The organism is Halobaculum sp. CBA1158, assembly GCF_021431925.1.
Classification (GTDB): Archaea; Halobacteriota; Halobacteria; order Halobacteriales; family Haloferacaceae; genus Halobaculum.
Genome location: NZ_CP090371.1, coordinates 1,665,081 through 1,677,910 on the forward strand (window position 1 = coordinate 1,665,081; position 12,830 = coordinate 1,677,910).

The 12,830-nt window shown below is 70.6% G+C and carries 10 protein-coding genes; 9 read left to right on the forward strand and 1 reads right to left on the reverse strand.

Going from position 1 to position 12,830, the window contains the following annotated elements; genetic code table 11:
• Positions 1 to 119 precede the first annotated feature (119 nt).
• Positions 120 to 617, reverse strand: coding sequence for a 50S ribosomal protein L11 (locus Hbl1158_RS08765; protein WP_234296643.1), 498 nt, complete (start codon positions 615 to 617; stop codon positions 120 to 122).
• Positions 618 to 785: 168 nt separating this feature from the next.
• Between Hbl1158_RS08765 and Hbl1158_RS08770 the strand changes: the two genes are divergently transcribed.
• From Hbl1158_RS08770 to fdhF, 9 genes are all read left to right on the forward strand, one after another.
• Entirely contained in the window at positions 786 to 1,754 is a 969-nt protein-coding gene (locus tag Hbl1158_RS08770) for an aldo/keto reductase (protein ID WP_234299501.1), read from the forward strand.
• Positions 1,755 to 1,791: 37 nt separating this feature from the next.
• Entirely contained in the window at positions 1,792 to 2,859 is a 1,068-nt protein-coding gene (locus Hbl1158_RS08775; RefSeq protein ID WP_234296645.1) for a TrmB family transcriptional regulator, read from the forward strand.
• 14 nt (positions 2,860 to 2,873) lie between these two features.
• A complete protein-coding gene (locus tag Hbl1158_RS08780; protein WP_234296647.1) occupies positions 2,874 to 3,173 on the forward strand; it encodes a hypothetical protein in 300 nt (99 codons plus the stop codon).
• The gene (locus Hbl1158_RS08785) at positions 3,170 to 4,252 is read left to right on the forward strand and encodes a Gfo/Idh/MocA family oxidoreductase (RefSeq protein ID WP_234296649.1); all 1,083 of its coding nucleotides are present in this window, start codon (positions 3,170 to 3,172) and stop codon (positions 4,250 to 4,252) included. The genes Hbl1158_RS08780 and Hbl1158_RS08785 overlap by 4 nt, the downstream gene beginning before the upstream one ends.
• A gap of 97 nt (positions 4,253 to 4,349) precedes the next feature.
• Positions 4,350 to 5,429 (forward strand): hemolysin family protein, encoded by a 1,080-nt coding sequence (locus Hbl1158_RS08790; protein WP_234299502.1) that lies wholly within the window; start codon positions 4,350 to 4,352, stop codon positions 5,427 to 5,429.
• A gap of 105 nt (positions 5,430 to 5,534) precedes the next feature.
• Complete coding sequence (locus Hbl1158_RS08795; RefSeq protein ID WP_234296651.1) at positions 5,535 to 6,503, forward strand: sugar phosphate isomerase/epimerase; 969 nt, start codon at positions 5,535 to 5,537, stop codon at positions 6,501 to 6,503.
• Between the two features lie 18 nt (positions 6,504 to 6,521).
• On the forward strand, positions 6,522 to 7,688 hold the full coding sequence (locus Hbl1158_RS08800; protein ID WP_234296653.1) for a Gfo/Idh/MocA family oxidoreductase: 1,167 nt from the start codon (positions 6,522 to 6,524) through the stop codon (positions 7,686 to 7,688).
• 123 nt (positions 7,689 to 7,811) lie between these two features.
• Positions 7,812 to 9,383, forward strand: coding sequence for an NADH-ubiquinone oxidoreductase-F iron-sulfur binding region domain-containing protein (locus Hbl1158_RS08805; protein ID WP_234296655.1), 1,572 nt, complete (start codon positions 7,812 to 7,814; stop codon positions 9,381 to 9,383).
• Positions 9,380 to 12,826 carry a formate dehydrogenase subunit alpha gene (gene fdhF / locus Hbl1158_RS08810; RefSeq protein WP_234296664.1) on the forward strand — a complete coding sequence of 1,149 codons (3,447 nt, stop codon included), beginning with the start codon at positions 9,380 to 9,382 and terminating at the stop codon, positions 12,824 to 12,826. Before Hbl1158_RS08805 ends, fdhF begins: the two co-directional genes overlap by 4 nt.
• Positions 12,827 to 12,830 lie beyond the last annotated feature (4 nt).

The window sequence follows — 12,830 nt, forward strand, 5'->3', positions numbered from 1 at the left end:
TCACACGGCGCTCCGCGGCGATGCGCGGCGGTCGCGGTGCCGTCGCTGGCGCGGATGCGATCGCGAACCGGCCGCCGGATCCGGCGGCCGGGAACGAGAAGTGGAACCGATGTGGGCGGTTACGCCGTCGCCTCGGCCTCGTCGTCGACGAGCACGTCGTCGTACTCGCCGGCGTCGACGCGGTCGTCGAAGGTCCGGGCGTCCTCGCCGTCGATGGTGACGCCGAGGGAGGCGCACGTGCCGCCGACCTCCTTGGCGGCGGCCTTCACGTCGTACGCGAGCAGGTCGGAGATCTTCTGCTCGGCGACCGTCCGGACCTGTTCGACGGTCATGTCTGCGACGAAGTCCTTCTGGGGCTCGCCCGAGCCCGTTTCGAAGCCGACCTCGTCTTTGATCAGTTCCGCCGTCGGCGGGACGCCGACCTCGATGCTGAAGGAGCCGTCGTCGTCGTACTCGACGGTGACGGGCACTTCCATGCCGTCGAACGCGGCGGTCTGGTCGTTGATCTCGGAGACGACCGCCTGCACGTCGACCGGCGTCGGACCGAGCTCGGGACCGAGCGGCGGGCCGGGAGTGGCCTGGCCGCCGGGAACGAGCACTTCGATGGTTCCAGCCATGTTCTCGCGTTCCCGTCGGCGTCGTTTAAGCATTGTCTTTGCGACCGATTTCGGCCGTGTGCGTGCGATCGCCACGCAGGCGGTGCCGCGATCGACGCCTCGCGATCACCGGGCCTTATCCCCCCGCCGCGCCCGGTCGTTCCCATGAGTGGCGACGGCTCCGACGCGATGGCGTACACCCGCCTCGGCGACACCGGCCTCGAGGTGTCCCGGCTGTGTCTCGGCTGCATGAACTTCGGCAGCGAGCGGCCCTGGATGATGAACGACCGCGACGCGAGCGTCGACCTGATCCACGAGGCGCTCGATCTGGGGATCAACTTCCTCGACACCGCGAACGTCTACTCCACCGGGGAGTCCGAAGAGATCGTGGGCGATGCCGTCGCCTCCGCAGACCGCGACGAGCTCGTGCTCGCGACGAAGGTGTACGGCGACATGGGCGACGGACCGAACGCCTCGGGGCTCTCGCGAAAGCACGTCCTCGATCAGGCCGAGGCGAGCCTCGACCGCCTCGACACCGACTACATCGACCTGTATCAGATCCACCGTTGGGACGACGAGACGCCCATAGAGGAGACGCTCTCGGCGCTGGATTACCTGATCGAGACGGGGCGCGTTCGCTACATCGGCGCGTCGACGATGACGGCCTATCGGTTCACGAAGGCGCTGTACACCAGCGACATCGAGGACTACGAGCGCTTCGCCTGCATGCAGCCCGAGTACTCGGCGGTCGCCCGCTACGAGGAGGAGAACCTCCTCGAGGTGTGTGCAGGGGAGGGCGTCGGCGTCATTCCGTGGTCGCCGCTCGCCGGGGGCTTTCTCACCGGCAAGTACCGACCCGAGACAGAGCCCGACGAGGGGACGCGCGCGGCCGCCTCCGAGTCCGTTCGGAGCTACTTCACCGAGGAGAACTGGGCCGTGTTGGAGGCGGTCGAGGCGGTCGCGAGCGAGGTCGACGCCACTCCCGCACAGGTCGCGCTGGCGTGGCTGCTCGAGCGCGACGCGGTCACAGCGCCGATCATCGGCCCGCGAACGAGCGAGCACCTTCGGGAGAACGCGGCCGCCGTGTCGCTCGACCTGTCGCCCGGCCAGGTTGCCCGGATCACCGAGCCGAAGACCCCGCGGTACCCGGAGGCGTAGGCGGTATGGTTTTCCCCGCTCCGTCCGGGAGCGAGGTATGGAGACGGAATCGCTCGTCGAAACGCTAGAGGCGGCGGGCCTGTCGCCGTATCAGGCGGAGGCGTACGTCGCGCTGCTGGAGCTCGGGACGGCGTCGGCGACTGACGTGGCGGAGGCGAGCAGCGTTCCCGCTCCCCGTATCTACGACGTGTTGCGGACTCTCGAGGAGCGGGAGTACGTCGAGACGTACGAGGCCGGCTCGTTGCAGGCGCGCGCACACAGTCCGTCCGTCGTGTTGGACGACCTCCGGAGCCGCGCGAACCGACTGGAGGCGGCCGCCGAGGAGGTCGAACGGCGGTGGGAGCAGCCCGAGTTGGAGGCCGGCGGCGCGAGCATCGTCACGCAGTTCCGGACCGTCATCGAGCGCGCGGAGTCGTTCATCGAGGACGCCGCCCACCAGATTCTCCTCTCGACGACTGTCTCGAACCTCCAGCGACTCGCGCCCGCGCTCCGCGACGCGACCGAGCGCGGCGTCTCCGTGCGCGTCTCCGTTCACACCGACGACGCCGAGACCCGTCCGGACCCGACTCTGTTCGAGGGCGTCTGCGTGGAGGCGCGCCACCGGCCGCTCCCCGCGCCGTTCGTCGCGCTCGCGGACCGACGGCGGGCGTCGTTCGCACACCACCCCGACTCGTACGACCGCTACGGCGTGCTCGTGAACGACCGGACGCACACGTACGTGTTCTACTGGTTCTTCCTCACGACGATGTGGGAGCCGTGGGAGACCGTGTACGAGGCGACCGACCCTGGGCTTCCGACCGAGTACCTCGACATCCGTCACCTGGTCCGCGACCTCCGCGAGCTGAACTGGCAGGACGCCCCGGTCCGGCTCCGCGTCGACGGGTACGAGACCGACACCGGCGAGGAGCGCACGGTCGAGGGGACCGTCGTCGACGTCCGCGTTCCGTTCGCCTCGGAGGCCGACACCGGCTTCGAGTTGGCCGGCCGAGTCACGGTCGTCCTCGACGCCGACGGGGAGCGCGTCAGCGTCGGCGGGTGGGGCGCGATCGTCGAGGACCTCGAGGGGACGAGACTCACGATCGTCGACGCGCCGACGGTCGAGTGAGGAGGGTGGTTTCCGTGTTCGACGACGGGACCGGCGAGGCGATCCCCACGACGTTCGGGGGCGCGAGGGCCGCCAGGATTGCCACGACCGCCGCGGACGCCGGCACGCGATGCGAGAAGCCGAAGTGGAGACACGCATGCGAGAAGCCGAAGTGGAGACACGCATGCGAGAAGCCGAAGCGGAGACACGCACGCGAGAAGCCGAACCCGAGCCCACGGGCGATGAACGGGAACGACAGCTATACCGACTCCGCCCTCGTTCGGTTTAGTGGTATGTGTTACCTGATCCCAGGGTCCGCGGAGGTCGAACGATGACGCTCGTCGACGGCTTCGACCCGTCCGGGATCCGCGTCGGGATCGTCGGGCTCGGGGGGATCGGCCGCCACCACGCGACACGGCTGGAATCCCTCGGCGCAGACCTCGTCGGCGGCGTCGACGTCGACGCCGACGCGCGCGAGCGCTTCGTCCGGGAGTTCGACGCGGAGGCCCTCGAGGACGCCGGGGAACTGTACGACCTCGTCGATGCCGTGTTCGTCACGACGCCGAACCGGTTCCACGAGGAGTACGCTGTCTCCGCGCTGGAGCGAGGCCTCCACGTGCTGCTGGAGAAGCCACTCGCGCACAGGCTGGAGTCGGCCGAGCGCATCGCGGCGGCCGCCCGTGAGGCCGAGGGGATCTGCATGGTCGGATTCAACAACCGATTTGCGGCTCCCGTGGAGGTACTGAAGCACTACCAACGAGCGGGCCGTTTCGGTGATATCCGTCACGTCGAGGCCAACTACGTCCGTCGGCGCGGCGTGCCCGGACGGGGTTCGTGGTTCACGTCGAGGGCCGTCTCCGGCGGCGGCAGCCTCATCGACATCGGCGTCCACGCCATCGACCTCGCGCTGCACGTCCTCGATTTCCCCGAGGTGGTCGAGGTTTCCGGCGTCGCACGATCGGAGTTCGGCGGTCGCGACGACTACGCCTACATCGACATGTGGGGCAACGACTCGGGCCCCGAGGACTTCGACGTGGACGACTCGGTGTCCGCGTTCGTCCGCACGGCCGACGACACGACCGTCTCGTTGGAGGCCGCGTGGGCGACGAACCGCCCGGAGAACGACGACTTCTTCGTCCGTGGAACGGAGGCGGGCGCGCGCTTCGACCGCGCCAGCGGCGATCTCACGCTGTTCGAGAGCGGCGTCGGCGGCGACAACCACCTCACCGACACGAGCGTCGACACCCGCGATGTCGACACCCACAGCGCCGAGCAGGCGGCGTTCCTCGAGGCGGTCGCCACCGACGAGGATCTCACCCGTAACACGGTCGGGCAGGCGATGACGGTACAGCGAGTCATCGACGCCATCTACCGCTCGACCGAGGCCGGGCGGGCCGTCAGACTCGACGAGTAGCCGGCGGCTCCGCCCCCCGACCGCGGTACCGCGTCGCCGACGGCCGTCCGGTTTTTATCCCTCCATGGAGAACCCGCGGGCGATGGTTACGACAGCGATGGGGACGCCGGAGGTACTCCTTCGGTTGGTCGCCGGCGTCGGACTCATTCTCGCGAACGGCTTCTTCGTCGCGATCGAGTTCGCGCTCACCCGGGCGAGACAGTTTACCGAAGAGGAGTTCATCGGCGACAATCCCTCGCTCGAACGGGCCTGGGAGATGACCCAGAACCTCGAGATCTACCTGACCACCTGCCAGGTGGGGATCACCGCCTCGAGCATCGCCGTCGGGATCGTCGCCGAACCGGCGCTCGCGGCGCTGTTCGCGCCGCTGTTCGAGAACACCGCGCTGGCGTCGGTGGGGGCGGGTGCGATCATCGCGTTCGCGATCATCAACCTCCTCCACCTCACGCACGGCGAGCAGACGCCGACGTACCTCGGCGTGGAGCGCTCGCGATTGGTGTCGCGCTACGGCGCGACGCCGCTGTACTACTTCCACGCGCTGATCTCGCCGCTCATCACGTTCGGCGACTGGATCGCCAAGGGGACGCTGAAGCTGTTCGGGATCGAGATGACCGGCGCGTGGCTGGAGACCGAGGAGGACGTGATCGAGTCTCGCGCCGACCTCCGTCGGAGGCTCTCCTCGACGCTGGAGGAGGGCGACCTCGCAGCGGAGCGGCGCAAGGAGATCGTCAACGCCCTTCGGGTGGGCCAACGGACCGTCTCCGACATCATGGTTCCGCCCGAGGAGATCGTCTCGCTGTCGACCGCGAACGCGCCGGCGGAGAACCTCGCGGCGATGCGCGATCACCCGCACACGCGGTTCCCGCTCCTGGGTGACGACGGCGAGGAGTTCCTCGGCATCGTGTACGTGCCGGCGCTCATCCGCGAGGTCGACCGGCTCGACGACCCCGACCTCGACCTCCGCGAGATCGCGGCTCCGCCGATGACGCTGTCGCCGGAGACGACCGTCTCCGACGCCGTCGACCGCTTTCAGATGGAGGGACAGGAGCTCGCGCTCGTGGTCTCCGACGGCGAGATCCGCGGGCTGGTGACCGCCACCGACGCCTTCGAGGAGGTGATGGGGGAACTGGAGGACCCGATGGACCGACGCGCCGCCGAGCGCGAGGTCGGCGAGTGAGCGCGCTCACGCGACGCCGGGGCGATGACGACCGTCCGCGGTCGCGGGCCGCGTCCGACCCGTCCGACATATAGGTTTATTCGGATCGTTGTACAATCCGCGATCATGAATATCGGTGTACTGACCGTCCCGCTCGGCGGGCGGTCCCGCACGGACGCGTTCGAGTACCTCGCCGGGATCGGCGTCGAGGTCGTCGAACTCGGCGTCGGCGGCCACCCCGGACAGGATCACACCGACCGCGAGGCGCTGCTGACCGACGAGGACGCCCGAGAGGCGCTTCGGACGGACCTCGCGGAGCACGACCTGCGCGTGAGCGCGTTCGCGACCCACAACAACCCGTTACACCCCGACGAGGAAACGGCGAGCGAGGCCGACCGCGAACTCCGCGAGGCCGTCGAACTGGCCGACGAGTTCGGCGTCGACACGGTCACCTGTTTCTCGGGGTTGCCGGCGGGCGGTCCGAACGACGAGGTGCCGAACTGGATCACGGCACCGTGGCCCGCCGAACACGCCGAAGCCGAGGCGTATCAATGGGAGGTCGCCGAGGAGTACTGGTCGGATCTCGCCGCGCACGCCGATCACCACGGCGTCGACCTGGCGATCGAGATGCACCCGAACATGCTGGTGTACGAGCCCCGCGGCGTGCTTCGACTGCGCGAGTCGACGAACGAGCGCGTGGGCGCGAACTTCGACCCCTCGCACCTCTACTGGCAGGGGATCGACGCGACCGAGGCGATCCGGCTGCTCGGCGAGCGCGACGCGATCCACCACGTCCACGCGAAGGACACGAAGGTGTACGAGTCGAACTCGCGCGAGAAGGGCGTGCTCGACACGACCGACTACGCCGACACGGAGAACCGCTCGTGGCTGTTCCGCTCGGTCGGCTACGGCCACGGCGAGGAGCACTGGAGGGACGTGGTGAGCACGCTCCGAATGGTCGGCTACGACGGCGCGCTCTCGATCGAACACGAGGACGCGCTCACCTCCTCCCGCGAGGGGCTGGAGAAGGCCGTCGACCTGCTGGAGCGCGCGCGCTTCGAGACGAGTCCCGGCGACGCCTACTGGGCGGAGTAGCGACGGAGCGATCACGACATGACCGACGAACCTATCGACATCGGCGTTCTGGGGTACCGCTTCATGGGGAAGGCGCACGCGAACGCGCTCGACCGCCTTCCCATGTTCTTCGAGGACGCACCGGAGACGAACCGCCACACCGTGATCGGACGCGACGAAGCGGCCCTCGCGGAGGCGGCCAACACGCTCGGCTTCGAACGTACCGCGACCGACTGGCGGGAGGTGATCGACGAGGTGGACGCGTTCTACAACCTCGGGCCGAACCACCTCCACGTCGAGCCGTCGATCGCGGCGCTGAAGACCGGTACCCCGGTCCTCTGTGAGAAGCCGCTCGCGCCGACGCTCGCGGGTGCCGAGGAGATGCGCGAGGCCGCCGCCGAGGCGGACGTTCCCGCCGCCTGCGCGTTCAACTACCGGTTCGTCCCGGCGATCCGCTACGCGAAGCGGCTGATCGACGCCGGCGAACTCGGCGAGATACGGCAGGTTCGGGGCCGATACCTCCAGGACTGGCTCTCGGACCCCGACGCGCCGTGGAGTTGGCGCAACGACGAGGACATGGCCGGATCCGGCGCGCTCGGCGACCTGGGGGCGCACACGATCGACCTCGCGCGCTTCCTCGTCGGCGACCGCGTCGGCGAGGCCGCGAGCGTCTCCGGCCACCTGAAGACGTTCACCGACGAGCGCCCGGTCGAGGGCGAGGACGGCGAGACGCGACCCGTCACGGTGGACGACGCTTACTCCGCGCAGGTGGAATACGACTCCGGCGCGATGGCGACGTTCGAGGCCTCCCGGGTGACGGAGGGCCACAAGAACGACCACACGATCGCCGTCCACGGCAGCGCTGGAAGCCTGCGGTTCTCACTGGAGCGGCTGAACGAGTTAGAGGTCATGACGGGCGACGCGCGCGGGTACGAGACAGTGCTGGTCACCGATGAGGACGACCCGTACATCGACCACTGGTGGCCGCCGGGCCACGTGATCGGCTGGGAGCACACGTTCGTCCACGAGAACTACGAGTTCCTGAAGAGCGTGGCGCGTAGCACCACGGACGGAGGCGACGAAGTCGCCGGAGCCGCGGAGGGGAACGACTTCACCCCGAACTTCGAGGACGCCTACGAGGTCCAGCGCGTGCTCGATGCGATCGAGCGCTCGGACGCCGAGGGCGTCCGCGTCGACCTCGACTGAACGGGACGCCGCGGGCGGCTGTCGGTCGTCCGCTGTCGGTCGTCCGCTATCGGTCGTCAGCAGTCGGTGCCTTCGACGCCGACCGTGCGAACGTTTTTGCCCGAATCCGCGAAAGCGTGGGACATGACCACAGCCGACACGGACGGCGGCGCGGGCACGACGACCGTCCGCGTCGCGTTCGACGGCCCGGAGGGGCGAGCGGTGCTGGAGGCGGCCCGACAGGCCGCCGACGCCGCGACCGACGCGACCGGCGCGCCGGTCGAGACGCTCGCGGTCGGGTCGCCCGGAACGGTCCATCTGCCGGTCGTCGCCGTGACCCGAAACGGTCGAACCGCGGCGCACCGGTCGGTGGGTCCGAACCGCGCCGCGAGCCTGGTGAGCATGCTCGCCGAGGGCGACCTCCCCGTCGACGGCGCGGCGAGCGTCGTCGACCACGAGCCCGGAACCGACGACTTCCCCGTCGGCGACGGGCCGCTCTCGGCTGGCACGCGACGAACCCTCCGGGGTGCCGGGTGGACCGATCCGACGGCGGTCGCGTCGCCGGCGGCGGTCGGCGAGACGGCGCTGTCGGGCGAGGCGGCGTTGGAACTCGTCTCGCGGCTCGGCCTGCGCGGTCGCGGCTGGGGCGACGCCCGGCGCGACGAGCCGATTTCGGAGGGGTGGCGCGAGGCCCGCGACGCCGACGGCGACCCGGTGGTCGTCGTGAACGGACTCGACGCCGATCCGAAGGCCGACGGCGACCGACTCCTGCTCGCGAGCCTCGCCGGACGAGTCATGGCCGGGGCGGTCGTCGCCGCCGGCGCGGTCGACGCGGCGGAGGTCGTCGCGGTCGTCCCCGAGGACGAGCCGGTGATCGCGGAGCGGGTGCGAACGGCCGGCGACCGCGTCGGCGACCGGACCGACCTGACGGTGGAGGTAGTCGGGGGCGACCCAGACTACATGACCGCCGAACACACGGCCGTGCTGGAGTCGCTGGAGGGGAACGACCGGATCGAGGCCCGTCGGCGACCGCCGAACCCGGAGGCGTGGGGGCTGTTCGAGCGCCCGACGCTGGTGCACACCCCGCGGACGCTCGCGGCCATCGAGCGCGCGGTCGCCGACCCCGACGGGTTCGACGCCGACGCTGCCGACCCGGGAACCAGGCTGATGACGGTTGTCGGCCCCGAGCGACGCACGGTCGAACTCCCGACCGACGCGAGCGTGTCCCGCGCGCTCGTCGCCGACGAGTTGGCCGGCGGGACGGGACCGACGAGAGACCGAGGCGCGTTCGCCTGCGTCGGGGGACAGTTCGGCGGGCTGACGCGCGACCTGGACACGCCGGCGTCCGCGCCGGCGTTGCGCGGGGCGGGGCTGGGCACGAACGGCTCGATCGAGCCGTTCGCCGAGGGCCCGGACGGCGGCTGTCCGGTCGTCGTCGCGGGCCGGCGGATGCGCGTCGCCCGCGAGGACAACTGCGGTCGGTGCGTCCCGTGTCGCACCGGGAGCGTGCGGGCCCACGAACTGCTCCGGGCGGTGTACGCCGGCGAGTTCGCCGAGTCGAGGCTGCGCGAGCTGGCGCGGACGATGGGTCGCACGTCGATGTGCGGTTTCGGCGGCGACGCCGCCCGACCGCTCGCGACCGCACTCGAGGAGTTCGGGGGGGCCCTGCGTGCGCACGCCGAGGGCCGCTGCCCCGCGGGGGTGTGTGACCTGTGAGCGCCGACGGAGCCGACGGGGTCGGCGGAAACGACGACCCCGACCCGCTCCCGCGCGTCCCGGACGCGTCGCGGGTGTCCGACCAGCGCACGTCGACGCCGCTGACCGAGACGTTCGCGCCGGGGACGGCGGCCGACCCGCCCGTCGGGACGGGCGAGAGCGGCGACGACGGCTGTGGCTGCGGGTCGTGCGACTGCGGGGGCGAGAAAGCGGCCGAGGACGGCGAAGGGAACGCGGTCGCCGGCGGCGACGGCGACGGCGGAACGGTCACCGTCACCGTCGACGGCACGGCGGTGTCGGTGCCCGCGGACGCGACGCTGTTGGACGCGATGGAGCGGGCGGAGTACGAGGGGACGGTCCCCGCGTTGTGTGCGTACGACCGCGACGGCGGCGACTGCTCGGACGACATCGGCCCGCGCTCGACGTGCCGGACGTGTACCGTCGAGGCCGACGGGGAACTGGTCCCGGCCTGCTCGCACCCCGTCGGGGACGGCGTGACGGTTCGGACCGACGGCCCCGACGCCCGCGAGGCGCGGGCGGTGAACCTCGACCTCGTCCTCTCGGACCACAACCTCCGGTGTACGACCTGCAACCAGAACGGCCGCTGCGAGCTACAGGACGCCGCGATCGAGGCGGGTGTCGAGGAGCCGCGGTTCGGCGTCTTCGACGAGCGCAGCGAGTACGAGCCGCTGGACGACACCTCGTCGTTCATCCAGATCGACCGCAACAAGTGCATCACCTGCGCGCGCTGCGTCGACGCCTGCAACGACGTGCAGATGTCGGGCGTCCTCCGGATCGAGGGCACCGGCGAGGACACCGAGATCGGCTTCCAGTCCGACGCCGAGACGATGGCCGACTCGGCGTGCGTCTCCTGCGGCCATTGCGCGACGGTCTGTCCGACGGGGTCGCTGACCGAACGGGGACTGGCGGGACTCGCGACGCTTCCGATCCCGGGGTTCTCCCACCGGAACAGCGTCGGGAAGTCGCTGACTGCGGACGCGGAGAAGGCGGCGCGGGCGACGAGCGAGACGGGCGGTTCGAGGGGTGGCGACGGCGGCGACGGGGGCGACCGCGGCGAGGCCGGCCGATCGCCGACCCGCGAGCGCGCCGAGTCGAACGGGCTCGCCTCGGCGTTCAGATGGGCGAAGCGGACGGCGGGCGACGCCGGTCGGTCGGCGTTGCTGGCGGGCGAGCACGCCGCCGAGTCGCTGGCGGCGCGGACGATGAAGGAGGGGTGGCTGTTCGACGTCGCGAGCCGGGTCGCCGACCACCGCCTGAAGGACGTGGAGTTCACCGAGACCACCTGCGGCTTCTGCGCGGTCGGCTGTCGCTTCCAGCTGGTCTCGAAGGACGACGAGGTGCTCGGGGCGGTCCCGACCGACGACCCGGCGGACGCGCCGGTGAACGACTTCTCGACGTGCGTGAAGGGGAAGTTCGGTTACGAGTTCGCCAACAGCGACGAGCGACTGACGACGCCGCTGGTGCGCGACGACGACGGCGAACTGCGCGAGGCGTCGTGGGAGGAGGCGCTCTCGCGGGTCGCCGAGGGGTTCGAGTCGATCCGCGAGCGCTCGGGGCCGGACGCGCTGGCGACGTTCGCCTCCTCGAAGTGCACCAACGAGGAGGACTACCTGATGCAGAAGTTCGCGCGCGGCGTCCTCGGCACCAAGAACGTCGACAACTGCGCGCGGCTGTGTCACTCCTCGACGGTCGCGGCGCTGAAGCAGACGCTCGGCTACGGCGCGATGTCGAACCGGATCAACGAGGACATCGGCGAGGCGGACGCCTACCTCATCACCGGGTCGAACACGACCGAGAGCCACCCCGTGCTCGCGACGCGGATCACGCGCAACGTCGACGCCGGCGCGGACCTGGTCGTGTTCGACCCCCGAGAGGTCGAGATCGCCGAGCACGCGAGCCAGTACGTCCGCACCGAACCGGGGTACGACGTGGCGTGGATCAACGGCCTGATCCGGTACATCGTCGCCAACGATCTCCACGACGAGGCGTTCATCGAGGAGCGCACCCGGAACTTCGACGCGCTGCGCGAGAAGGTGGAGCCGTTCACGCCCGAGGAGGTGGAGCGGCTGGCGGGGGTCCCGCCCGAGGAACTGCGGGAGGCCGCCGAGACGATCGCGACCGCGGACTCGGTCGTCTTCGGGTGGGCGATGGGGATGACCCAGCACGGCCACGGCACGCAGAACGTCCTCGCGTTGGCCGACCTCGCGCTCGTCACCGGAAACCTCGGCAAGCCCGGCGCGGGCGTCTCGCCGTTCCGCGGCCACAACAACGTCCAGGGCGGCGGCGGCGACATGGGGACCCTCCCGAACCTCCTGCCCGGCTACCGCGACCCGGGCGACCCCGACGTGCTCGACGAGTTCGAGGACGCGTGGGGCGTCCGTCCGCCGAGCGAGGAGGGGCTGACCGTGCCCGAGGTGTTCACCGAGGCGCTCGCGGGGAACGTCGAAGGACTGTACGTGATGGGCGAGAACCCCGCGCTGTCGGAACCCGACATCTCGCACGCCGAGGAGGCGCTGGAGGCCCTGGAGTTCCTCGTCGTGCAGGACGTCTTCCCGACGGAGACGACCGAGCACGCCGACGTGGTGTTGCCGGCGGCGACGTTCTCCGAGAAGGAGGGAACCTTCACGAACACCGAACGGCGCGTCCAGTTGGTCGGGCGGGCGACCGACCCGCCGGGCGACGCGCGCCAGGACTGGGCGATCCTCCGGGACCTCGCGAGTCGCATCGACCACGCCGGCGACCCATGGGCGTTCGACGGTCCGGCGGACGTGATGGACGAGATCGCGACGGTCGCGCCGATCTACGGCGGCATCAGCCACGAACGCCTCCGCGCGGAGGGGGGGCTGCAATGGCCCTGCGAGGACGAGTCGGACCCGGGAACGCCGTACCTCTACGAGGAGGGGTTCAACTTCCCGGACGGGCGGGCGCGGTTCGTCCCCGCCGACACGGGCGAACCGGGCGACCTCCCGAGCGAGGAGTTCCCGCTCACCATGACGACCGGCCGCGTGCTGTACCACTGGCACACCGGCACCCTGACCAGGCGGGTCGACGGGCTCATGGACCACGTCGGCGAGGCGTTCGTGGAGATCACCGCCGCGACCGCCGAGCGACTGGGGATCGCCGACGGCGACCGCGTGCGCGTGGAGTCGCCCCGCGGGGCGATCGAGGTGCACGCGACCGTCAGCGACCGCCCCGGCGACGGGGTGGTGTTCGTTCCGATGCACTTCGCGGACGGCGCGGTGAACGAACTCACCGGCGAGCGTTTCGACCCCGACAGCGGCATCCCCGAGTACAAGGTGTCGAGCGTTCGCGTGAGCCCAGTCGACGCCGACAGTCGGGCGGGACGCGACGCCGCCCCCTCGTCGGGCCGCTCCGGAACGACCGGTCGGCCCGACCCGACGGGGTCGGTCGACGACGACTGATCGA

Coding starts and splice junctions, on each gene's coding strand:
- Hbl1158_RS08765 (WP_234296643.1), bottom strand. CDS start 617: ATGGCTGGAACCATCGAAGTGCTCGTTCCCGGCGGCCAGGCCACTCCC.
- Hbl1158_RS08770 (WP_234299501.1), top strand. CDS start 786: ATGGCGTACACCCGCCTCGGCGACACCGGCCTCGAGGTGTCCCGGCTG.
- Hbl1158_RS08775 (WP_234296645.1), top strand. CDS start 1,792: ATGGAGACGGAATCGCTCGTCGAAACGCTAGAGGCGGCGGGCCTGTCG.
- Hbl1158_RS08785 (WP_234296649.1), top strand. CDS start 3,170: ATGACGCTCGTCGACGGCTTCGACCCGTCCGGGATCCGCGTCGGGATC.
- Hbl1158_RS08790 (WP_234299502.1), top strand. CDS start 4,350: ATGGGGACGCCGGAGGTACTCCTTCGGTTGGTCGCCGGCGTCGGACTC.
- Hbl1158_RS08795 (WP_234296651.1), top strand. CDS start 5,535: ATGAATATCGGTGTACTGACCGTCCCGCTCGGCGGGCGGTCCCGCACG.
- Hbl1158_RS08800 (WP_234296653.1), top strand. CDS start 6,522: ATGACCGACGAACCTATCGACATCGGCGTTCTGGGGTACCGCTTCATG.
- Hbl1158_RS08805 (WP_234296655.1), top strand. CDS start 7,812: ATGACCACAGCCGACACGGACGGCGGCGCGGGCACGACGACCGTCCGC.